The organism is Pauljensenia sp. UMB0895, assembly GCF_030218905.1.
GTDB classification, from domain to species: Bacteria; Actinomycetota; Actinomycetes; order Actinomycetales; family Actinomycetaceae; genus Pauljensenia; species Pauljensenia turicensis_A.
Genome location: NZ_JASOQR010000001.1, coordinates 184723 through 208563 on the forward strand (window position 1 = coordinate 184723; position 23841 = coordinate 208563).

Here is a 23841-nt window from a genome sequence, read left to right on the forward strand (position 1 = left end):
CCGCCAGACTGCGCGCACGCACCTAGCCCGCACACTCTGGAACGTAGCCCGCCCACTTTGGTAACAGCACTGTTTCCAAACGCCACCAAAACCCGCCCGAATTGTCACCAACCAGAAGACACAATCGTTGAGTCTTAACTCTTCAACTAAAGGAGACACTGTTGTCTTCCCAGTCAAACTCTTTGGGTTTCCTTTCGGCGCCACCGGCAGCACCGCCCGTCAGCCCCGAACGCGTCGACTCGATGTACCGCTCATGGCGCTTCAAGGTGTTCATGGGAATCTTCCTCGGATACGCCGGCTTCTACCTGATCCGTAACAATGTGTCACTAGTGTCGGCAATCCTAAAGGAACACGACATCATGAACGCTGCCGGCATCGGCATCGTTGCCAATGCAGTGCTCTTCGCATACGGCCTGTCGAAGTTCTTTATGGCCATGCTGTCCGACCGCGCAAACGCACGCTACTTCATGCCGATCGGCCTGGCACTCTCGGCAATCATGAACCTGCTGATCGCATTCGTGCCCGTTCTTTCCGCATCAGTCGGCCTCTTCGCGATCATGATGTTCATCAACGGCTGGTTCCAGGGCATGGGCTGGCCTCCCTCAGGTCGCGTCCTGGTCCACTGGTTCTCCACCACCGAACGTGGCTGGATGACCTCGATCTGGAACTGTGCACACAACGTTGGTGGCGCGGGCGTCGGCCTGCTCTCCGCTTGGGCACTCGACACCTTCGCAACCTCCGATGCTGACTGGCGTCCCGCCTTCTGGGCACCGGCAATCGCAGCGCTCATCGTCGCCCTCATTGCACTGATCCTTGTCCGCGACCGCCCCGAAGCCCTCGGCCTTCCGCCGATCGAGGAATACCGCAACGACCCGGCAAAGGTGAAGGAAACCTCGGATATGCCGTGGAAGGAAATGCTGTTCAAGCACGTCCTGACCAACCGCGTCGTCGTCCTCCTGGCCGTCACCAACGTCTTCGTCTATACGCTCCGCTACGGCGTCCTCAACTGGATCCCGATCTACCTGACCGAACAGGTTCACGGCGTCAACGTCAAGGAAGGCATCCTTGGCTTCGCAATCTACGAAGGCGCCGGCATCGCCGGCACCCTGCTCTGCGGCTGGGTTTCCGACAAGATCTTCAAGGGCTGGCGTTCAGGCGCAGGCATCCTCTTCCTGGCAGGCGTTGGCATTTCTCTTCTCGCCTACTGGCTCATGCCTCACAGCGCCCCCATCTGGGTCTTCTACCTGCTCATCGCCGTCATCGGTGGCCTGATCTACGGCCCGGTCATGCTGATCGGTCTTCAAGCAATCGACCTTTCACCCACGAATGTTGCGGGCACCGCAGCTGGCTTCACCGGCCTCTTCGGATACCTGCTCGGCGCAACCCTGGCATCGTCCGGCGTTGGTCTGCTGATCCACAACTTCGGCTGGAACATCGCCTACGGCTTCCTTATTGTCGTTGCCGTCGTCGCCGTCATCCTGATGATGATCGTCGGCAAGGAGGAACGAGCCCTCATGAAGCGTCACGTAGCCAATAAGTGACCTTCTTCCCCGATGTGTATCGCCGGCGACTTCCCAATCTTGGTCGCCGGCGATACTGCATCCTCGCACTAGTCTGGTTCCTATGAAATCCCTACGCCAAAGCCGCCTCAGTTCACTGATCGCGGTGGCGGTCGTGGGGATCATCAGCATCTCGCCACTCTTTCTTCTTTTCGCAGACTCAAAGCCGGGCCTAAGAATCCTGTGCTCCAACACGTCAACGGTGTGCGAAGCTCTAGCTAGGCGCTACGAGCAACGCGAAGAAACAAGCGTCGACGTCGTACGAGTACCAACGTCAGAAGCCCTTGCTCGTCTGATATCAACCCGTGCCCACTCAGAATTCGACGTCTGGGTTGGTGGTCCAGCCGAAGCGCACGTCCAAGCCGAAAACCTCGGACTACTTCGCCTTGCCCCGGACGTTGACACCAGTGGGCTACCCGATGCTTTCCACTCTCGATCGTGGTTCGGGATTTACGGTGGCATCTTGTCCTTCTGCCAGTCACGAACGGTCACACATTCCCCAGAAGGTCTTCGAAGGTGGCAGGACCTGTCATCAACTTCCCTCCCCCTGATCGTCCCTTCTCCCCTGACCTCGGGAACAGCAGCAACATTCTTGAACGTGCAGAAAGAACGCTTCGGCAGTCCCTCGCAAGCAATCCAATTCCTGCGCCAAGTCGACGCTCACACCCTGACCTACGTGAACTCAGGAACCGACCCCGCACACCTTGTCGCAATCGGACGCTCACCCGCATCCATCACTTTCGACAACTACTGTCGCCTTGAAGCACACCATGGCGCCGACGTCATGGTCACCTACCCACTTGACGGAACCGGCTTCGAAATCGGAGCAGCATCTCTTCCCCGACGCACTCGCGAATCCGAGGACGCACAAAAGTTCCTGCAGTGGGTTGTCAGCGACGAAGGACAGGCGCTCGGTGCCGAGGTCGCAGACCAATCCCCCGTCAGTACGCGCCTCCCCGAACACATTTCACGACGTCTTGAAACACTCGGAATATCAATCTTCGGCGATGATCCCAGCGCGGCCTCCCTTCAGCGCGCCACCCTGATTAAGCGATGGACGAAAGACGTCTACCTTCCATCGTCCACCCAGGACGCACCCGCCCCCATTGGCGCGCCCCGCGCCAACCACCACGTGTCAGACACTGAATCTTTACCTCTAGCCGATGAACTGTCATGGAGTGACCTCGTCCCCACTGCCATTCGCACGCTGAAAATCAGCACGTTAGCCGGACTGGGCGCGACAATCCTCGGAATCGCAATCGCACTCCCCCTGTACCTGCGCTCCCGACGAACATTCATCTGGATTCTTCCAGCACTCTTGCCTGCACTGATCCCACCGGCAGTCATCGCTCAAGCACTGATCTGGATGGGCGCCCCACCCTACTCGCAGGCAACAATCGTCGTCGCGCTTGCCATCAACGCAAGCCCCTTCGCTGTCCTCATGCTGAGCTTCATCCTGTCGTCCTTCAACCACGGCGAAGTCCAAACAGCAGTCACTTTCGGGAGCCCCGAGCGAAACATTTTTAAAAAGCTTCTTGCTCCACGCATCCGCGCAGCCCTGATCCCCGCATTCGCGTTGACCACATTCATGGCAGCTTCCGACGTGTCAGCAACAAGCACGAACGCGTCGGCTGAACCGTACCTACCGGTGTTGGCGCTCAATGCGTTGAACTCAGGACTCGATTCTTCCGTCCCCACTCACATCGCACTCATCTACGTTGGAGTCGCGTCCGCGACCACGTTCATCGTTTTGCGTAGCTTGACGCTGACTCGTTACACAGCCCGGCAGACAACGTACCCAACCCCGCTGAAGGAATACCTTCCGACGCTATCCGCAAGCGTCATCCCCTTCGCGTTGATATTCGTAATTATGAGTGCAGGAATCATCATCGTGATGCTCGTCGGAGCGTCCAATTGGTTCATCCACACCGCATCTGCGGAACTCTTGGGGCAGACCGTCAGAGAATCACTGCTGATCCTGGGCATCGTCCCGCTGAGCGCAGCAATAGGATTCTTGATTGCCAGGCACCGCTGGGCATTCCCCCACGCGATCAACGCCCTGTTCCTGACTGCCTTGTTGTCCGCCCCCATTGCCGGCGGAATTCTGATTCACTTAGTTTTCCAACACCCGATATCAATCGGCGACCACACGATCCTGCCACGTTTGTTGGGTGGCGGCTCGATTGCGGGTGGCATGCTGACGGTGGTTCTCACCAATCTTCTTCTTGCCCTGCCGGCCTCATATTTCCTGATGTCGTTCTCACTGCTCTCTGTTCGCCAAGCGATGAGGACCGCGGAAGAGCTGGGAGCAAGCACTACGCGCACCACTCTCACAGTGGTGATTCCCGCCTTGGCAGGTCGACTGATCGGTGTATTTGCAGCACTCAGCGGGTTGCTCATGTGTATGAGCGCCCCCTCGGCGTTCGTTGTCCCCGTCGGTTCCGCGTTCCCAGCCGTTGCGCTTCTTCCACTTGGCATCCACGGCGATCACTGGTCAGTGTTAGCTCTTGGCACGCTCGCCGCATCATCTGCCCTCGTCATGATTAGTTTGGGCATCGCATTCATTACCTCAACGACACGTCACTCCGGATATGTCAGGAAGGGCCTATGACAACCTCTACTCACATGAACTCCGGACTGCATGTTTGTGGTCTGGACGTTCACCGTGGCTCACGCATCCTGAGCGACATTTCATTCGACGTTGCCCCGGCCGAGATCCTTGCTGTCGTTGGACCATCGGGGTGCGGCAAGACAACGCTCTTACATACCCTTGCGGGCATCGAAGCGGCCAGAAGTGGTTCCATCGTCGTTGACGGCTCGGACATCACCACTCTTCCCGCAGGAAAACGCCCAACCGGCCTACTTTTTCAGACGCCCTCGTTGTTCAATCATATGAACGTCCACGAAAACATTGCTTTCGCGCTGGATAGTACGAATGTTCCCCCTGCTCAACGCGAGTCTTTGATCGATTCGATCATGGTTCGCATGGGTATCGTCGGCCTAGCATCACGCTACCCCTACCAGCTGTCGGGCGGTCAGGCTCAACGCGTCGCTCTGGCACGGACACTTGTGCGACGACCCTCCGTCCTGCTGTTGGATGAGCCCCTCGCGCACGTGGGCGCATCCGTTGCGTCAACGATCCGAGCTTCCCTGATTCGCGAGGTTCGACGCTTGGGCAGTGCAGTTCTCTACGTGACGCACGATGTGACCGAAGCGTGTCTGGTCGCCGATCGAATCATGCTGTTGGATTCGGGGCGGTGCCTGCAGATCGACACCGCGCGGATGCTGTATGCGCAACCGAGTTCCATCGAAGTTGCGCACCTGATGGGCATCCCCAACATCGTGTCGGGCACGGTCGAAAGTGTTGATGAGGCTCCCGATTCATCGCTTCTTCTGGCAACGGTGACGTGTGGGACTGTGGCCTATTCGATTCCTGCTCCCCACGACACGAAGCCGGGAGACGTTCAGATCAGCATTCCGCCCGAGAATATTCATTTGACTCCCAGTGCCCCGTATTCGGTGATCGGGCGTCACGGGCAAATCATTTCCGCTTCGTTCGTCAGATCCCATATGTCCTATGACGTAGAAACCGAGATCGGGACGTTGGTTGTCCGCACGCCCGACACATCAATTCCCTTTGAAGTCGGTGCACTGGTTGAGTTTGATGTGACGTCGGGGTGGGTGCTTCCGAGCTCAGATGCGGACAACGAAGTCGCGTAAAGAAATGGGGCGCTGGGGTTTCATCCCACCAGCGCCCCTTCCCTAGGCTTGGCTTGATGCGCCTGGTCAGGCAAGCAGTTCAGCTGCCACCAGTTCGGCGACCTGGATCGCGTTGAGGGCAGCGCCCTTACGCAGGTTGTCGCCGGCGACGACCAGAACCAGACCGCAGTTGTCATCGACAGCCTGATCCTGGCGGATACGACCGACCAGAACCTCGTCGCGCCCCGCAGCTTCAAGCGGAGTCGGAACGTTGACGATGCGTACACCATCAGCGGTTGCCAGAACGGAACGCGCCTCGTCGGGGGTGATAGCGCCGGAGAATTCGGCGTGGATCGAAAGCGTGTGGCCGGTGAAAACGGGGACGCGGACGCAGGTGCCCGACACCTTGAGGTCCGGGATGTGTAGGATTCGGCGGGACTCGTTGCGGAGTTTCTGCTCTTCATCGGTCTCTTCCGATCCATCGTCAACGATCGAACCGGCCAGAGCCACAACGTCGAATGCGATCGGGGCGACGTAGACCTGCGGATCGGGCAGAGTGACCGCGTGGCCATCCAGTGCAAGACCGGCAAGATTCTGAGTGACGCCGGCTTCACTCTGGCGCACGAGTTCTTCGACGCCCTTCACGCCGGAACCGGAGACTGCCTGGTAGGACGAGACGAACAGGCGCTTCAGGCCACCCGCCTTGTCAACCAACGGGCGCAGGACCGGCATAGCTGCCATAGTCGTGCAGTTCGGGTTCGCGATGATGCCCTTGGGACGGTTCGCGATGTCTTCGGGGTTGACCTCAGACACGACCAGTGGCACGTCCGAGTCCTTGCGCCATGCGGAAGAGTTGTCGACAACAACCGCGCCGGCAGCAACGAACTTCGGCGCGTACTCAAGCGAGGCCGAGGCACCCGCAGAGAAAACAGCAATATCGATACCGTCGTAGTTCGCGGTGGCGACGTCTTCGACCGTAATCTCTTCACCCTTGAAAGTCAGGGTCGTGCCCGCCGAGCGAGCAGAAGAGAAGAAGCGAATCGACTTCACGGGGAAGTCGCGCTCTTCGAGCAGAGTGCGCATGACTCGGCCAACCTGTCCGGTTGCTCCGACGACTGCGACGTTCAGTCCGGTCATTGTTTTCTCCTTTGGTGTGGGCGCCCATACGGTGGGGCGACCGAGGGATCCGGCGTGGTTTTCACGCGGAAGTCTGCGATTTTAAATTGACGAGGCCGCCTAGCGTTTCTCCCCTATCCCTATAAGGGGGCGGAGCAACAGGCGCTACGCCTTTCAACGCCCGGTGCCACCGTAGACGACTGCCTCAGATTCGGTGGCGTCAAGGCCGAATGCCGTGTGGACGGCCTGGACTGCGCGGTCAAGATCGTCGAGGCGGGTAACAACGGAGATACGAATTTCGGAAGTCGAAATCATCTCGATGTTGATGCCGGCATCAGACAGGGCCTCGAACAGCTTGGCGGACACGCCCGGGTTGGTGCGCATGCCCGCGCCGACCAGCGAGAGCTTGCCGATGTTCGGGTTGTAACGCAACTGGTCGAAGCCGATTTCGTCGCGCGCAGCTTCAAGAGCGTTGAGCGTGCGCTGCGCATCGCCTTCGGGAAGCGTGAAGGTCACGTTCGCGCGGGTCGAGTCAGAGACTGGAACGTTCTGAACGATCATGTCGATATTTGCGCCGACCTCGGCGCAAATGGAGAAGACGCGCGCTGCCATACCGGGGGTGTTCGGCAGGTTGGTGACGGTGATCTTGTCCTGGGAGCGGTCGTGGGCGATACCGGAGATGATTGGCTGTTCCATGGGGTCCTCCTGCGGATCGACAAGTGCGGCTGAGGGAACGAGTCCCTTAAGTTCTGGGTTTGCTGGACCGTCGAAGATCCAGGTGCCGTTCTTTTCTGAGAACGATGAGCGGACGTGGAGCGGCACCTTGTAGCGACGCGCGAATTCGACGGCGCGCAGGTGCAGAATCTTTGCTCCGTGCGCAGCGAGTTCGAGGGTTTCTTCCTGGGTGACGCGACGCAGACGGTGCGCCTTGGGGACAATACGAGGATCTGCAGAGAACAGGCCGTCGACGTCGGTGTAAATTTCGCAGACATCAGCGTGCAGGGCTGCCGCGAGCGCGACTGCGGTCGTATCCGATCCGCCACGGCCCAGCGTGGTGACGTCGTCATCTTCGGAGATTCCTTGGAACCCTGCGACGATGGCAACGTGGCCGTCTTTGACGGTGCGGGCAATGCGTTCGGTTACCAGACCGACGATCTGGGCACGCCCATAGTGTGAAGTCGTTTTAATGCCGGCCTGAGCGCCGGTGAACGCCTGGGCTTGAACGCCGAGTTCGTTGACTGCCATGGACAGCAGGGACATGGAGATGCGCTCGCCGGCGGACAGCAGAATGTCCATCTCGCGTTCGGGAGCGTGCTGGGTGATTTGCGCGGCTGTGTCGAGCAGGTCGTCGGTAGTGTCGCCCATTGCGGATACGACGACAACGACTTGGTGTCCTGCCTGGTGAGTTTCGACGACTCGGCGGGCGACTCGTTTCATCGCTTCAACATCTGCGACGGATGAGCCACCGTACTTCTGCACGATGAGTGCCACGATTCCCCATTTCTTCTTTTACTACGCACCTTCGTGCGTCCTTTCATCCTAGAGATGCGCCCTATCTAGCTCGAGTGCGACCGCCATACGGGCAAAGGAAACACAATAGGCGGACAAACGAAACATCAATCAGGGCTCTTCTAGGTCACTTGTGCAGGCTCAGGGTTGACAATCGCTTGAGTCCAAGTCAGCTTTTATGCTGGTCACAGCACGTGACCCGTTGAGCAAGGAGGCTCGCATGGCTGACCCGATCACAATCTATGGAACTCCTGTTGTTCAAGGTGTTGCCTACGCCCCGGCACTCTGGGTGCGCAGGCCTGAACTTCCGCCTGAGTCGGCTCCTGCTTTGCCGGAGGATGTCCGCGAAGCCGAAGTAAGTCGCTTCCTTGATTGTGCAAATGCCGTGGCTGACTCGCTCATGAATCGTGCTTCGAAAACCACCGGACAAGCGGCTGACGTTCTGATCGTGACCTCGTCGCTGGCCACTGACCGCGCGTGGACGAAGGACGTGTCGAAGCGCATCCGCGACGGCATCCCCGCGATTCAGGCGGTGATGAAGGCGACCGAGCGGTTCGTCGTCATGTTCGAGACTGCCGGCGGTGTGATGGCGGAGCGCACGACCGACTTGCGCGACGTTCGTGACCGCGTGATCGCGCACCTTCAGGGCGTGCCTGAACCGGGCATCCCGGACTGCGATTGCCCGTTTGTCCTGTTGGCGGATGATCTGTCGCCCGCCGACACCGCAAGCTTGGACACGAATGTGTGCGTCGCGATCGTGACTCAGTTAGGTGGTCCGACCTCGCACACGTCGATCATTTCGCGTCAGCTGGCGATTCCGTGCATCGTGGCAGCACGCCAGGTGGACCAGATCGCGTCGGAGGTGCCCGTCTTGGTCGACGGTGGGACGGGTGCGATCACAACCGGAATCGACGAGGCCGTGGCACTCGAAAAGGTCCGGGCTGATGCAGCGCGACTGGAACTGATTCGTTCATGGACGGGTCCCGCGCAGACCTCGGATGGGGTGCATGTCCAACTGTTGGCGAACGTTCAGGACGGGCCCAGCGCTACTTCGGCTCACGAGTCCGGCTTCGCTGAGGGCGTCGGTTTGATGCGCACCGAGCTGGCATTCCTTGACCACCCGACTGAGCCCAGCGTCGAAGAGCAAGCGCGCTCCTATTCTCAGGCACTGCTGGCATGGAGCGGCTCGAAGGTTGTGATTCGCACTCTGGATGCAGGATCTGACAAGCCCGTTGCCTACGCGACGCTACGTGATGAGCCGAACCCCGCGCTGGGTGTTCGCGGTATCCGGATTAACGGCATTCACCCGAATGTTCTGGCTAATCAGCTGGACGCGATTGCCGTCGCAGCCATGACTGCCCCCGACACCGACGTGTGGGTGATGGCACCGATGATCGCTACTGCCGCTGAAGCACGCTGGTTTGCCGGGTTGATTAACGAACGCAACGACGTTTTTGGCGTGTCTTTGAAGGCTGGCGTGATGGTCGAGGTTCCCGCGACCGCGATCCTGATCGACCAGATCATGGAGTACGTGGACTTTGTTTCTATCGGTACGAATGACCTGACCCAGTACACGATGGCCGCTGACCGTCTGTCAGCAAACCTGGCGGAGTACTCCGATCCGTGGCAGCCCGCACCGCTTGCGCTGATCCGTAAGGTCGTCAAAGCTGGCCTGCGGTTGGGCAAGCCCGTTGGCGTGTGCGGTGAAGCAGCCGCCGATCCGCTTCTTGCGTGCGTGCTTGTGGGCATGGGTGTGACATCGTTGTCGATGGCATCAAGTGCGATTTCCGGTGTGGGCGCCCAGCTTGGTCAGGTTTCTCTTGAGCAGTGTCGCGCAGCCGCCGATGCGCTTGTCGGCGCCTTCGATGGTGGCGATGGGCGCTATCGCGCGCGCCAAGCTCTTGGACTTGAGTGAGTTCTTTCATTGAGCACCGTTTTTGCCTGATTTTTAGCCGTTTTTGTTTCGACTAAGAATCAGCATGCTGAAAACAGAGTAGCCCGTTTCATATTCTGAGATATTTTCGACCGCTCTATGTTCACCCACTGAACACCCACTCCCTGAAAACCACTTCACTCGTTAGCGTCATGGAAGAAGGTCAGCCCGGCTGCCCCTCCAACCGTAAACGTCAACACGTGGAGTTCACCATGAAACGCACCGCGCAGATCAGTGCCGTCACTGGCGCAGCGCTCGCCCTTGTCCTTGCTGGATGCTCCGGCTCAGCATCGACCAAATCCGAATCGGGAGCAGCCGGCGCGTCTGAGGAATACTCAATCGGCATCAGCCAGATCACCACTCACACCTCGCTCGATGCGGCACGTGAAGGCTTTAAGCAGGCGTTTACCGACGCTGGCTTGAACGTGAAGTTCGACGAACAGAACGCCCAGGGTGATCAGGCAACCGCAACTTCGATCGCAGCGAAGTTCGCAGAAGCAGATCACGACCTGATCCTGGCTATCGCAACTCCTTCAGCTCAGGCAATTGCGCAATCCATCGTTGACACTCCCGTCCTGTTCACATCCGTCACCGACCCGGTTTCTGCTCAGCTCGTAGACTCGCTCGACGCCCCTGGCTCGAACCTAACGGGCACCACCGACATGAACCCGGTCGAAGAGCAGATCAAGCTGGTCAAGCAGTTCACACCCGGGGCGAAGAGCATCGGCATCATCTACTCGTCCGGTGAAGTGAACTCCGAAGTCCAGGTGAAGCTTGCCAAGACGATAGCCGAATCCGAAGGCCTTTCCGTGAAGGAAACGACCATCACGAACTCCGCCGAAGTTCAGCAGGCAGCCCAGGATCTGGCAGGCACGGTCGACGCTATCTACGTCCCGACCGATAACACCGTCGTCTCTGCATTCGCTTCTGTCGTCCAGGCAGCTGAAGATGCAAAAATTCCGTTGATCGCAGGCGAAGCTGATTCCGTTGCTAAGGGTGCGCTTGCCACATACGGCATCGACTACAACGCACTCGGCTACCAGACCGGCCAGATGGCAATCAAGATCCTCACCGAAGGCGCCGAGCCTGCCACCATGCCTGTCGAATCCCAGACCGAATACAAACTGACCGTCAATAAGACGACACTTGAAGCAATCGGTTTGACTCTTCCGGATGCTCTCAAGGACACCGCCGTCCTGGTCGGAGAATAACTCAACGCGCTGACGCGCAACCCACGCGCAGGTGCTCAGTGAACAACCAATGTTCCTGAGCACCTGCGCGTGAAAACAAACCCTGAAAAGGAAAACCAGTGCTTACAGCTCTCGACCTTGGCCTGATCTACGGCCTCATGGCACTCGGCGTGTACCTGACATTCCGAGTACTCGATATCGCTGACCTCACCGTCGACTCATCCTTTACAACGGGCGCAGCGGTTGCAGCAATCATGATCACCGCCGGCCAGAACCCGTGGCTTGCCTCGATCGCCGGCTTCTTTGCCGGTTGTATTGCGGGCTCAATTACCGGTTTCCTTCACGTCAAAGCAGGCATCCACCCCCTGCTTGCCGGAATTTTGACGCAGATCGGCCTGTACTCGATCAATCTGCGTATTCTCGGCAAAGCAAATGTTCCGCTTCTTCGTGGTGTAGAAACTGTCCTCACTCCCCTGCGCGAGGCGGGCCTGAACGGCTCGTGGGCATCCGTCGTTATCTTCGCCGTCTTGATCGGCGTCGTCACCACCGCCTTCAACTGGTTCTTGTCCACCCAGATCGGTCTTGGCATGCGCTCAACCGGTGACAACGAAGGTATGGCTCGCGCCCAGGGTGTTCCCACAGGAACGATGAAGATTATCGGCCTTGCCCTTTCAAATGGCCTCGTTGCCGCCTCTGGCGCTCTTGTCGCTCAGTACCAGGGCTACGCCGACATTTCGATGGGCATCGGTTTGATTGTTGCCGGCCTGGCATCGGTCATTATCGGTACCGCACTGATCGGGTCGCGTGGCATGTGGATGACCTCGCTGTTCGTCGTGATCGGCTCGATCGTCTACCGTGTCATCATCCAGCTTGCCCTCGGCATCGAGTTCCTTGAAGCGAATGACATGAAGCTGATCAGCGCAATCATCGTGTTCCTCGCCCTGATGATTCCTCGCGTCGGTTTCTTCTCGAAGATCCGCGAACGCCGTCGCGCCCACACACTGGTTCCCGAACCTGACATTACGCACACGCCTGAAGAGCGCGACAACGAAAAGGTGGTGCTCTGATGCTTGATATCGAAGCCGTCACTAAGACATTCTTCCGCGGTACCGTCAACGAGCGCGTGGCGCTTCGCGATATTTCACTCCACCTTGACGAGGGTGACTTCGTCACGATCATCGGCTCAAACGGCGCCGGCAAGTCAACACTGCTGAATGTTATTTCTGGCCGTTACCAGGCTGACGTGGGACGCGTGACGATCGATGATACGGACGTCACGAAGCTTCCGGATTACGCGGTTGCGCGCTACGTTTCGCGTGTCTTCCAGGATCCGATGGCTGGCACCGCGCCCCACCTTTCGATCGAAGAGAATCTTGCGCTCGCATGGTCACGAGGCAACCGCCGAACCCTGGGGCCTGCTCTGACAGCGAAGAAGCGCGCCATATTCCGAGACATTCTGGCACCTCTCGAACAGGGCCTCGAGAATCGTCTGACTGCCAAGGTTGGTCTGCTGTCCGGTGGCCAACGTCAGGCTCTGTCGCTGACGATGGCGACCTTCTCTAACCCGCGCGTCCTGCTTCTTGATGAACACACCGCCGCTCTTGACCCGAAGCGTGCTGCTCTGATTACCGAGCTGACCCGAGATGCTGTCGCGTCGAAGAATCTGACGACGCTGATGGTCACGCACAACATGGAGCAGGCACTCTCCATGGGCAACCGCCTGATCATGATGCACGAAGGTCGCATCATGTTCGAGTTGGCGGGTGAAGAAAAGAAGAATGCAACTGTCGATTCCCTTCTTGCGGAGTTCGATAAGCTGCGAGGCAAAGATGGAGAGGGACTCTCTGACCGCACTCTCTTGGCCTAGCACCCGGTGACGCACTGAAGCGTTACCAACAGTGTTGGGGGAGCACGTCAATGATGTACTCCCCCAACACTGCTTTTCACGGTTAAACCACTAGGCGACAACGGCAGACGGCAAGCGAAGACTCTTCATCCACGCCAAGGATGCGAGCGAGCGTGCCATCAGAGCGAACACATGACGATTCAGATGCTGGACTCATGCCCAGATTGTTTCGCTAGCTCACTATCTGTCCCGCTCGCCTGCTGTGGGTTCCCTGTGATCATTCACTGCACACATGGTCTAGGTCGTGACATTTCCTTGTGTCCGTAGTAAGTATTCAGTACCTTAGTGGCGTAAACGTTCTCACAATGAAACGAGTTCATACGATGACAACGCCGACTCCGCAGTTCAACGGCCAATCAGACCCGCAGTACACCAACCAAGAGCAAGCTTACGCCCAGCAGGGACAGCCTTACGGCCAGCCTACATTCGCACCCTCCGGCCCGGCGGGCTACCAGCAGAAGTCGAAGATTATCGCCGGTATCCTGGGCATCTTCCTTGGAGGTTTTGGCATCCACAACTTTTACCTTGGTCGCACCACCCGCGCTGTCATTCAGCTGGTTCTGACGATCTTCACCTTCGGTGTTGCTTCGCTGTGGGGCTTCATTGAAGGCATCCTCATTCTGGTGTCCGCTCCGGGTAGCGAGTGGCACCGCGACGGCAACGGCATTGAGCTCACCGACTAAGTTTCTTCGTCTGTGTCGGACTTGCAGTCCGAACACACCGCACCGCTCTGGGATGGCACTGTCAACCCAGGGCGGTTCGTCCTTCAAGGGCCCGACCCAGAGTCTTCGAGTCGGCGTATTCAAGGTCGCCACCCATTGGCAAGCCCATGGCAAGACGCGATGTTGAAACGCCGATGCTCTTCAACATTCTGACGATGAACGCAGCGGTTGCGTCGCCTTCGACATTCGGGTTGGTCGCGATAATGACCTCGGTAATCTGATCGTCTTCAAGACGCGACAACAGTTGACGGATGCGGAGTTGCTCGGGGCCGATGCCACGGATCGGGTCGATGACCCCGCCGAGCACGTGGTAGCGTCCGCGGAATACCCGTGACGCTTCGATCGCTTGGATGTCTTTCGGTTCTTCGACGACGCAGATCATTGTGGGGTCACGCCGGACGTCTCTGCAGATAGAACAGGTTTCTTCTTCTGTCAGGTTCGCGCACACCGAGCAGTGGTGAACCTTTTTCCGCACCGCCTGAATAGCATCGACGAGTCGAGCAACGTCATCTGGTTCCGCATCCAATATGTGCATGGCCATGCGTTGTGCAGACTTCGGTCCGATTCCGGGAAGCTGACCGAACTCATCAATCAAATCTTGAAGAGCACCTTCGTACATGGTCAACGTTCACTTCCGTTCGGGATTGTTTCAATGATCTTGCCACCGAGGACGTCGAGGACAACGGGGAGGCCAACCATGGTTGTGGTTTCAATATCTTCGTCATCCATTGAGGGCAGGTCTTCACCCATGTCGAGCGGAGTGGAATCCTGATCGTCATCGATAGGCCCATCATTATGGGCATCGCTACCAGCGCTGTTGTCACCGTTAGCCCAGGCATCACCTGCAGATTGAGCCGTATCATCTGAGTCTTCAAAGCTCACCGAGTTCGTCTGAGCAACGGGAGCATCCGCCCAGCCACCGGGCGTTGTCTGCTGATTATCGCTCGTATTTTGCGGGTCAAAATCGTCGTAGGTGAAGACGCTCATGGCACGGCGTACCGGCCCCCCGGTAGGCACCGGTTCTGCCTGAGCTAAAGACTCAGAATCTGCCTGCTCGTCGCCGTGGCTATCGGAGGGGCGATCATCGGATACTCCCGACGAATCCGAGTGAACCTTAAAACCCGGGCTGGAATCCGCAAGCGGCCAAGCGGGATCCGCATCCACGCACGTTGAAGCAGAGTCAGCCCCAGCTGACCAAGCGTCATCACGGCGAGGTTGCGGGCCGTTGTGCACCTGTTGTGATTCGCTCAGACCGTCCTGCGGTTCAGGTTCACACGCTTGGGCTGGCTCTTCAACGTCTTCGTGCGGAGTGCGAATAACTACTTCACCCCACGGGTCATCCGACGCTACCGGATCAGAGCCGACGTGTGGGGCTGAATCGGGGGCAACACGTGGCGCTGGATCACCCAGGGCCTGTGAACCGACGTCAGGAGCCTGGACAACGCGGTGCTCAAAAGGGGGCGGCTCCGAAACCCATCCAGCATCGGGCCGTCCATCTCGGTTCGCGTTGTTGTTGAGTGGGATGTTCGGTGTCTGACCTGAATAGGAGTGATCGGCGTGAGCCGGATCGGAATATGCATGGTGTGATGCAGGTGCCGAAGGTGCCGTTACTGCCGGCCCTCCCGATGCTTGTCCCACCTGTGCGCTGAGTTCATAGCGCAGACCAGTGACCTCGTAGATCGCGTCGGAGACGATCTGATGCCTGCCACCGCGTTCAAAGTTCGCCATGATTCCTTCGGAGGGGAACACCAGCACAAGGTTCGACCCATCGATCGCACCCAACTGCGCGTTCGTGTTGATCAGCGACCATGCGACGCGGCTCATCGAGGCCAGACGGTCAAGCACTTCATTCCATCGAGCTCGAACGATGTCCGCCTGCTTCCCGCCGTTCTGACGTGGTGTCTGGCGAGCTGGTGCTTCAGTTGACGAGGCCGCGTCCACCGAACGGGGCTCCGCCTTTGGCGCAGGCGCGGGCTCTTCAGTTTCAACAGCGGGAGCACTGTTCTGGGACTGGGCGACCGACGAGTCATCCCACGAGGATGAAGGGGTCACAGCCACATCGGGCCACGAGGACCCCTGCTGAGGCATTGGGGTAGGAGCATCGGGAACCGATTCCCCATCACGATGTGGAGACGAAGGAGCTTGGGCACGTGGTGTCAGATCCGCCGGCTGGTTCTGCTGGTTCGAATCAGGGCGCGAAGCGCGTTGGGCTGTCTGCGCCAACGCAGCGCGAGCCGCCTGGGGGCCAGAAGCTGAAGGGGCGACACCAATCGGCTTATTTCCAGCATAATCAGCACCGTGATGTTCCCTTGGAGCACCCCCACCGGGCATGCCAACCGTGCCGGGAAGTGGCATATCTGCAACGGCCTGGCCAGAAGGTGTCGGCACAAGAATGCGCCCAATAAGAAGCTCAAGCTGGAGGCGCGGTGATGTTGCACCGGTCATGGAGCGAAGTGCCTCATCGGTCAGATCAGCTGCGCGAGACAGCGGACGCGGACCCCAATTCACTGCCTGATGGCGCATACGATCGAGGCGCTCAGCAGGGATGGATGTCAGGACATCGCCTGCGCCGTCACCTGCGACCGCGATAATCAGCAGGTCACGCAGTGTTTGAAGGAAGTCTTCAACGAAGCGACGCGGATCATGACCAGAATCCACCATGCGTTCAATAACGCGGTAAGCCGCCGCACCGTCGCCACCAGCGAGGCCATCAACGATCTCGTCAAGAAGAGCAGAGTCCGTGTATCCCAGCAGCGAAACAGCGGTTTCATACGTGACAGCCGAGTCGATGGAGCCTGCCATCAACTGATCAAGAACGGAAAGAGTGTCACGCACTGAACCGCCACCGGCGCGCATGACCAGTGGCAGAACACCGGAGCCAATGTTGACGTGTTCTTCGTCCGCCAACTGCTGCAGGTAGGGTTCCAACACATCTGGCGGAACCAGACGGAACGGGTAGTGATGGGTACGAGAACGAATCGTTCCGATCACGCGCTCTGGTTCTGTCGTTGCGAAGACAAACTTCACGTGCTCTGGGGGTTCTTCCACCAGCTTCAGCAGCGCGTTAAAGCCCTGATTTGTGACCATGTGGGCTTCGTCAATGATGAAGATCTTGTAGCGATCACGCACGGGCGCGAAGGTGGCGCGCTCACGCAGGTCACGCGCATCATCAACGCCACCGTGGCTGGCCGCGTCGATTTCGACAACGTCGAGCGACCCCGAACCACCGGTGGCCAGTTCCACGCACGACGGGCAGGTTCCACACGGAGTATCAGTCGGTCCTTGCTCGCAGTTCAGACAGCGGGCCAGAATACGCGCTGACGTGGTCTTTCCACACCCGCGCGGACCCGAGAACAGGTATGCGTGAGTCACTTTGTTTGCACGCAGAGCAGCACGAAGTGGCCCCGTCACATGGTCTTGACCGATGACGGAAGCGAATGTGTCTGGACGATAACGACGATACAGAGCTGTGGTCACAGTCCAACCCTACGTGTACCCATGTAGAAATGCGTTTGCATGGCAGAAAAATGGGAAGAACCACTCCCCCATATTCACCGTCATTATCGCCTCAATAGCAAGGAAAAGTCGGTGTTCAGATCCCGTTTATTCAACGAACGTGAGAATAATCAGATTTCGGTGCTCCCCCTTCGCTTTTCCGACTCGCCACTAGCCCATAAACGCAACCGCACGACGGAGACATCGAACGCTGGAAAGACGAAATTGACTCTGGATTCCCTCACAGCTCCCTCGAACCGAGGGTTCCACGGGCATGGGAATACACAACCCAAGCAATGACCCCTCGGACGATTCACGTTCCCGACGCACTATGGAAGCTTGCCGAGATTCGAGCCAAACAGCTCTGCTCCACGCCTTCAGAGTGTGTTCGCCAGTCCCTAGCTCGCCAACTCGTCGAATCCTGGCCGCGCGTGTCACAACAATCGGGCTCGCACCACGGTAGTGGCACGAGCCCGAAAGATTATGTAGTCAGTTTATGTAGTCAGGGGCTTCACCCCATCGCGAGTATCACGCCTGTGGCTGAACGTCAGCCCATTCGCCAAGCGAGACGCGGTGACCGGTGTAGAACGGACGATCCTCGCGCACGTGCAGGCGAGCCCGGGTGTAGCGCTGAGCGTGAAGCACGCCCTCCAGGCGATCGAGCGTGTCAGCCTCGAATGCGAGAATCCACTCGTAGTCGGACATACCGAATGCGGACAGGGTCGAACCCTTGACATCCGGGTACTGGCTGAAGCCATTCTTGCCGTGCTCGGCCATGATGGCGCTACGCTCTTCGGGCTCCATCAGGTACCAGTCGTAAGAGCGGACGAACGGGTAGACGGTGATCCAGTCGCGCGGTGCGACGCCTGCGAAGCATGCGGGCACGTGGCGGGTGTTGAATTCTGCGGGAGTGTGCTGGCCCATGACGGACCAGACGGGGATCAGGTAGGCACCCAGGGGCGACGCGAGCAGACCGCGGTAGGCCTTCTGCAACGCGAGCGGATCGTCGGCGAGCCACCACACCAGCAGGTCAGCGTCGGCGCGCAGACCAGCAAGGTCGTAGGTGCCACGCAGTTCCACGCCCTCGGGGGTGATGGCTGCCAGGGTTTCCTCAACCAGGACCTTGCGTTCTACTTCATCAGTCGGTAGCGGTGCACCGGTCGCGAAGACCGAGGTCAGGCCGTAGTGGAAGCCGTTGTTGATGGCGTCGATATCGACGTCGGTGGCGTCGCGCGGATCCTTGTGCGAGTAGGTCTTTCCGGTCTGGCTCATTGGTTCTCCTTTGATGTGAGCTTTGTGTGAAGCTATTTGGTTGTTTGTTTCAGTTGGCACGAATGTTCAGCGGGCAGTTTTCTCCGATTGACGAGGCCGCCCATCGTTCTTATTCGCGTGACTTTTCTGGGCGGGTTCGGCCGGGGTGGTGTGCGTCGCGTGGGTGAGTGTGCGTGGGTAGTTCGCCGTTCTTCGCGGCGGTTGGCCCTGCAACGACTGTCTTTCCCGTGTCGAGACCTTCGATCATGCGACAGCAGTGGCTTGCGCATTCGTCCGGCCACGCGCCCAGCGGAAGGGTCGAGGGTTGTTCTGGGTTTTCTCCGCGAGCGCGGGCTGCGCGTTCAAGGATGAGGTCGGCAAGGGATGCGATGAATGCGGGGTGCGTGTCGACGGTGCGCGCGCGGTCGTAGTCGAGTTCCAGGTCGGTAGCGGTTTGCTTGGCTTCGGTGTCGAGGTCAAAGACGACTTCCATATGGTCGGAAATAAAGCCGATGGGTGCGCATGAGACGGCTTTGACGCCTTCGGCTTTGAGTTCTTCGAGCCGATCATTGATGTCGGGTTCCAGCCAAGATGCGTTCGGGTTGCCCGAACGCGAGCAGAAGGCCAAGTCGGTTTTCAGCGTTCCTACTTTGAGTCCAAGCTTTTCTTCGACTGCGGGGACGATCAGTTCCATGAGCGCGAGATGCTGACCCGCGTAGTCTGAGCCGGTCTTGTCGGAATTACCGGATCCGCCCTGCATCGGGGTGGGGATGGAGTGGGTGACGAAGACGAGGTGCAAATCGTCAATCACAGTTCCTCGATCGAGTAGCGTCTTCACTGATTCGCTGACAACATCGATCTGGGCGGTAAGAAAGCCGGGGGAATCGTGGTACGAGCGAACCTTATCGACGATCACGTCCTTGCCACCATCGGGGAGCAGGGCGAGTGCGTCCGCGACATCTTCGCGGTACTGCCGGCATCCGGAGTAGGAGGCGTAGGCAGAGGTCTGCATCATCAGGATTCTGCGGGCACCACCCTGGACAAGTTCCGCGATTGTTTCCGACATGAAGGGATGCCAGTTTCGGTTTCCGAGGCCAATAGTGATGTCCGCGCCTCGTGAGTGCAGTTCCTCGCGCAGAGCTTCTAGCAAGGCCTCGTTGCAGGCGTTGATGGGACTGACTCCCCCGAAACGTCCGTAGTGACCAGAGACTTCCAGCAGGCGCTCGTCCGGAATCCCCTTGCCTTTCGTGGCGTTACGCATGAAAGGGAGCACATCGTCGGGGCCATTCGGGCCACCGTAGGAAACCACGAGAAGCGCATCGTAGGGTGCGGTCAGATCAGACATTTTCTGCTCCAATTCCAAGGACTCGTTCAAGCGCTTCGAGGTATTCATGCGCATTTCCGTCTGCTACTGCTGCCCTGGCAGTACGGCAGGGCGCGTTCACCAAACGCGCCGCCAAGTGGTGGAGGGCTCGAGCAGTGCGCGCGGCCTCGTCCTCATCACGGTGAGAAAGAGTGGCACATTCTTCTTCGACGATCGCGTCAACTGCGTTTCTGAGGTTCACAATCGCACGGTCAACATCCGCCCCATGGGCGACGTTGACGAAGGTTGTGACAGCGTCGGCGATGATGGCTTCGGCGATGTCGATGTCTTCACGTTGGACCGCGGGCAGGCGATCAGAGACGTTGTCCAAGCCGATGCGAACCACCTGGTCTGCTTCGAAATCGTCGATTTCAATATCGGGAACCAACGCAAGATCCACAATGATCAGTGGGCTGTCGGCGCCTCGGGTGGATACGGCCGCGCGGATCTGATCTGCGGTCAAGACCGGCTGACCACTGCCTCTGCACGAAACAATGAGGTCCGCGTGGGCAAGCTCGTCATCAATGGTGTCGGGGACAATTGGGCGGGCACCGTGACCTTCACAAAACGCTTCGGCGCGCCCCGACGCTGAGTGGACTCCGATCTCGCGGACGCCATGGTCGCGCAGGGCACTGACAGTTGCACCCGCGTAGGACCCGGTTCCAAAGAGGATGGCGCGTTGGTCGCCGAGGTCGCCTCGTATTTCCTCCGCTAGGTCAAGGGCGACGTGAACAATGGAGCGTCCATGGCCAGCAAGACTTGTTTTCGCAGCTACTTTGCGTGACACCGCGGACGAGGATTGGAAGAGGCGCGAAAGAGCGGGAGTGATCGTCCCCCGTTGCGTGGCCACTTCAGCTGCGCGACGGACTTGACCGACAATTTCACGTTCGCCGATGACCATGGAGTCCAAGCCCGAGGCAACGCGAAACAGGTAGGCGACAGCGTCGCGACCAGAGCGCGATGTCACCGCGTCGAGTCGTTCACTCAGCGCCACCGGGAATTCAGCGGAGTCGACAACAATATCGACGCGGTTACAGGTCGATATCGTGACCGCGCCGTCGATCACTCCGACTTTGAGGAATTCATCGACAATCGACGGGGTGGTGCGACTAGCCTCGGCCACGGCATCAAGGCCCTGGTCGGAATGGCTGACGGATAAAATATGAATTCCCATTTCGTCGCAATCAAACCATAATTAAACCTATGATTCACAATTTATGTGAATCATTTTGGAAATTCATTTAACGACAATCTGACAGATAAAATAAATGACACTTTGACATAAAAACAAATTGTTGAATCTGCCCCCACCATGTAAGGAAAACCGTGACCCTTTCGGACAACGCGCCCTTGGCGACGAAGGCCACCACGTCACCCGTGGCCGAGTCTTCGTTCATGCAAGCAGTGTCAGGCCGTCGACCAGCCACGACCCCCGTCTGGTTTATGCGCCAGGCAGGACGTTCTTTGCCCGAGTACCGCGAGCTGCGCGCACGCTCGCAGGCATCAATGTTGGACGCGTGCCTGACTCCCGAATTGGCAAGTGAGGCGACACTACAGCCGGTTCGTCGCCACGGGGTTGACGCAGCGGTGTTCTATTCGGACATCATGGTTCCCCTGCGACTTGCGGGGGTGGATGTGGAGATAGTGGGGGGCGTTGGCCCTGTCATCGCGTCTCCGATTCGTTGCGCGGATGACGTTAATCGTCTGACAGAGCGCGGAGCGTCGCTTTCAATCGCGCCCGGAATTGAGCAGATCCGCCAAGCCGTACACATGACAGTTGCCCAGCTTGGGTCCACTCCCCTGATCGGTTTTGGTGGCGCACCTTTTACCCTCGCCTGCTACCTGGTTGCCGGCCGACCTTCTCGCGACCATTGCGAAGCTCGAGCGTTCATGTATTCGGATCCGGAGTCATGGGATCGGCTGATGACGTGGTGCGCAGATGTCACCGGAGCGTTTATCGCCGAGCAGGTATCGGCTGGCGCATCAGCCACTCAGCTGTTCGATTCGTGGGTTGGCGTGCTGGGCGAAGACGATTATCGGCGCCACGTGTCCCCCTATTCAGCGCGTGCAATCGAGGTTGCCGGTCGCGCCCTGAGTTCAACAACTGGAACGCGCGCCCCGATGATCCATTTCGGCACGGGCACACCGCAGTTGCTGACCGCGATGCATGATGCAGGTGGCGATATCATCGGCGTTGACCAGCGCATTTCTTTGGACTCAGCATCCGCGCTTTTTGACGATACTGTTCCCCTGCAGGGCAATCTGGATCCCGCCTACCTGACCGCCCCATTCGACATTCTTGAAGCAAAGGTGCGTCAGATTATTCGTCAGGGTAAGGCCGCACCGTCCCATATTTTCAACCTTGCTCACGGCGTTCCAAAGGACACAGATCCACGCGTTCTGACACGTCTGGTCGAGTTGGTGCATTCGCTATGAACGCCGGAAATCGCACGATCTCATCAACAAACGAATTGTCCCGCGATCACTGGGACACGATCGTGATCGGTGGCGGAATTGCTGGACTTGTTTCCGCCTGGGAATCCGTCAAAGCAGGCCAGACGACCCTGCTTGTTGAGTCGCGAGGCTATGTGGGCGGGCAGGTCGCGTCAATGATGGTGGGTGGTGCCCACGTCGACATCGGCGCGGAGAGTTTTGCTCTACGAGGCACCGCGATGACCTCCATGGCTGAAGAGCTGGGGCTGAAAGTCACAGCACCCAGTGGAGGGCGCTCGCATTATTTCCTGCCGCCCGTTCCTCATTCTCTCCACACCACATGGGGTCTTCACCGGTTCCCATCGGACTCAATGATGGGCATCCCTTCTGACCCAGCATCGGCAGAAGTCCGAGCAATTCTTGGGGATCAAGGGGCGATGCGCGCATGCGAAGACCTGACTTTACCTCCCCACCTCGGCGCCGAATGCGCCGACGTGGCCTCGTTTATTGAAGCCCGCATGGGGCGAGTCGCGCTTGATCGCTTGGTCCGCCCGCTGGTTGCTGGCATTCACTCGCAGGATCCTGAGAAGCTGGATGTCGACCGCGTACTACCCGGGATGCGCGCTGACCTACTCCATCACGGGAGCCTTGCGAAGGCTGTTGGCGCACGACTGGAAAAGTCGAGCGGGTCACGTGGCGACGTCAGCATCGAGGGTGGAATGCAGGTTCTGATCGACGCCCTTACAGCTGAGATTCTGGCAAAGGGTTCCGCGATTGCGACGCGTTGCGGCGCGGAAGCGATCTGTTGCGCGTCTCTCAGCGCCAGCGACTCGAGCACCGTCCAATGGCAGGTGGATATTCGCGATACGACCCCGGCTGGAGCTCCTTCCGCAGAACCTCGTCGAACGTCGGTCGGACGTCTGCTCACAGCCAGTCGCGTCATTCTGGCTTGTTCGCACGCAGCCGCTCTGCGTGTGCTCACCCCTTTGTTCCCGGAAGCCCAAGAATGCGCGTTTGCGCCGGGCTCGCCGATTGTGCGGTCTTTCCTCACTGTTCGAGCAGAGGCACTGGATAGCGCTCCGGTTGGTCCTGGATTGCTGGTTTCGCCCGATATTTCTAGCGTTGCCGAGTGCCCTGTAGGCGCGAAAGCACTTTCTCAGCTGGATGTGAAGTGGGCATGGATTGCCGACGAATTGCGCGAGGCTCATGGGGAGCACGTTCATCTTCTTCGCCTGTCTCACGGTCGACCAGGGGATGAAGATCGAACGCCATCACTGGGCGAGCTTCTGCATGACGCTAGCGTGCTGACCGGTACGGATCTTGGAGCCGAGAACGTGATCAATCACAGGGTGATTCACTGGAATGGCACTTTGGCGCAGGCGACACCCGACTTGGCTCGTCGAATCAGCGCCCTGCGTCAGAAGGCGGAATCATTGCCCGGCTTGCTGATTTGTGGGGCGTGGGTATCAGGTTCCGGAATCGCCAGCGTGGTGGCAGATGCACGTCAGCGCGTACGGGGTGAGAGGCACTCAATCCTTTCCGGCAGGTGAAAAGAATTCATTTAATCCTGAAATACGAATTACGTCATTACCTATTGCCGAATATCTGTCACCTAAATTCCGACTCCCCAGATAGTTTTTAATTCACTCTGTCATAAAATAATTG

The 23841-nt window shown here is 58.6% G+C and carries 17 protein-coding genes; 10 read left to right on the forward strand and 7 right to left on the reverse strand.

Going from position 1 to position 23841, the window contains the following annotated elements:
* Positions 1–161: 161 nt before the first annotated feature.
* The 3 genes from QP503_RS00885 (at position 162) to QP503_RS00895 (ending at position 5279) form a co-directional block, all read left to right on the forward strand.
* Positions 162–1541: an MFS transporter gene (locus QP503_RS00885; protein WP_006680388.1), complete on the forward strand. Its 1380-nt coding sequence runs from the start codon at positions 162–164 to the stop codon at positions 1539–1541.
* Positions 1542–1674: 133 nt separating this feature from the next.
* Complete coding sequence (locus QP503_RS00890) at positions 1675–4170, forward strand: substrate-binding domain-containing protein (RefSeq protein WP_285084305.1); 2496 nt, start codon at positions 1675–1677, stop codon at positions 4168–4170.
* Complete coding sequence (locus QP503_RS00895; RefSeq protein WP_179369998.1) at positions 4167–5279, forward strand: ABC transporter ATP-binding protein; 1113 nt, start codon at positions 4167–4169, stop codon at positions 5277–5279. The genes QP503_RS00890 and QP503_RS00895 overlap by 4 nt, the downstream gene beginning before the upstream one ends.
* 66 nt (positions 5280–5345) lie before the next feature.
* On the opposite strand, the gene QP503_RS00900 is transcribed toward QP503_RS00895, so the two are convergent.
* Both QP503_RS00900 and QP503_RS00905 read right to left on the reverse strand, forming a co-directional pair.
* The gene (locus QP503_RS00900) at positions 5346–6395 is read right to left on the reverse strand and encodes an aspartate-semialdehyde dehydrogenase (protein WP_285084304.1); all 1050 of its coding nucleotides are present in this window, start codon (positions 6393–6395) and stop codon (positions 5346–5348) included.
* Positions 6396–6548: 153 nt separating this feature from the next.
* Positions 6549–7865 carry an aspartate kinase gene (locus QP503_RS00905; RefSeq protein ID WP_285084303.1) on the reverse strand — a complete coding sequence of 439 codons (1317 nt, stop codon included), beginning with the start codon at positions 7863–7865 and terminating at the stop codon, positions 6549–6551.
* Between the two features lie 238 nt (positions 7866–8103).
* Here QP503_RS00905 and ptsP point away from each other — a divergent pair, with 238 nt between their 5' ends.
* The 5 genes from ptsP (at position 8104) to QP503_RS00930 (ending at position 13595) form a co-directional block, all read left to right on the forward strand.
* On the forward strand, positions 8104–9798 hold the full coding sequence (gene ptsP, locus QP503_RS00910; protein WP_285084301.1) for a phosphoenolpyruvate--protein phosphotransferase: 1695 nt from the start codon (positions 8104–8106) through the stop codon (positions 9796–9798).
* 230 nt (positions 9799–10028) lie between these two features.
* Positions 10029–11027 carry an ABC transporter substrate-binding protein gene (locus QP503_RS00915; RefSeq protein ID WP_103633020.1) on the forward strand — a complete coding sequence of 333 codons (999 nt, stop codon included), beginning with the start codon at positions 10029–10031 and terminating at the stop codon, positions 11025–11027.
* Positions 11028–11125: 98 nt separating this feature from the next.
* On the forward strand, positions 11126–12073 hold the full coding sequence (locus tag QP503_RS00920; protein ID WP_006680395.1) for an ABC transporter permease: 948 nt from the start codon (positions 11126–11128) through the stop codon (positions 12071–12073).
* The gene (locus QP503_RS00925; protein WP_103632967.1) at positions 12073–12873 is read left to right on the forward strand and encodes an ABC transporter ATP-binding protein; all 801 of its coding nucleotides are present in this window, start codon (positions 12073–12075) and stop codon (positions 12871–12873) included. Before QP503_RS00920 ends, QP503_RS00925 begins: the two co-directional genes overlap by 1 nt.
* Before the next feature lie 344 nt (positions 12874–13217).
* The gene (locus QP503_RS00930) at positions 13218–13595 is read left to right on the forward strand and encodes a TM2 domain-containing protein (RefSeq protein WP_083856915.1); all 378 of its coding nucleotides are present in this window, start codon (positions 13218–13220) and stop codon (positions 13593–13595) included.
* Between the two features lie 61 nt (positions 13596–13656).
* On the opposite strand, the gene recR is transcribed toward QP503_RS00930, so the two are convergent.
* From recR to QP503_RS00955, 5 genes are all read right to left on the reverse strand, one after another.
* The gene (gene recR / locus QP503_RS00935; RefSeq protein WP_006680398.1) at positions 13657–14253 is read right to left on the reverse strand and encodes a recombination mediator RecR; all 597 of its coding nucleotides are present in this window, start codon (positions 14251–14253) and stop codon (positions 13657–13659) included.
* A 2-nt stretch (positions 14254–14255) separates the two neighbouring features.
* Entirely contained in the window at positions 14256–17111 is a 2856-nt protein-coding gene (locus QP503_RS00940; protein ID WP_285084300.1) for a DNA polymerase III subunit gamma and tau, read from the reverse strand.
* A gap of 546 nt (positions 17112–17657) precedes the next feature.
* Positions 17658–18401, reverse strand: coding sequence for a hydrogen peroxide-dependent heme synthase (hemQ, locus tag QP503_RS00945; RefSeq protein WP_103632965.1), 744 nt, complete (start codon positions 18399–18401; stop codon positions 17658–17660).
* A gap of 109 nt (positions 18402–18510) precedes the next feature.
* A complete protein-coding gene (locus QP503_RS00950) occupies positions 18511–19773 on the reverse strand; it encodes a ferrochelatase (RefSeq protein ID WP_181002160.1) in 1263 nt (420 codons plus the stop codon).
* Positions 19718–20917, reverse strand: a complete 1200-nt coding sequence (locus tag QP503_RS00955; protein ID WP_285084299.1) for a glutamyl-tRNA reductase — start codon at positions 20915–20917, stop codon at positions 19718–19720. Before QP503_RS00955 ends, QP503_RS00950 begins: the two co-directional genes overlap by 56 nt.
* 152 nt (positions 20918–21069) lie before the next feature.
* On the opposite strand from QP503_RS00955, the gene hemE reads away from it, so the two are divergent.
* Together hemE and QP503_RS00965 are read left to right on the forward strand one after the other, a co-directional pair.
* Positions 21070–22179 carry a uroporphyrinogen decarboxylase gene (gene hemE / locus QP503_RS00960; protein WP_285084298.1) on the forward strand — a complete coding sequence of 370 codons (1110 nt, stop codon included), beginning with the start codon at positions 21070–21072 and terminating at the stop codon, positions 22177–22179.
* Positions 22176–23726, forward strand: a complete 1551-nt coding sequence (locus QP503_RS00965) for a protoporphyrinogen/coproporphyrinogen oxidase (RefSeq protein ID WP_285084297.1) — start codon at positions 22176–22178, stop codon at positions 23724–23726. The genes hemE and QP503_RS00965 overlap by 4 nt, the downstream gene beginning before the upstream one ends.
* Positions 23727–23841 lie beyond the last annotated feature (115 nt).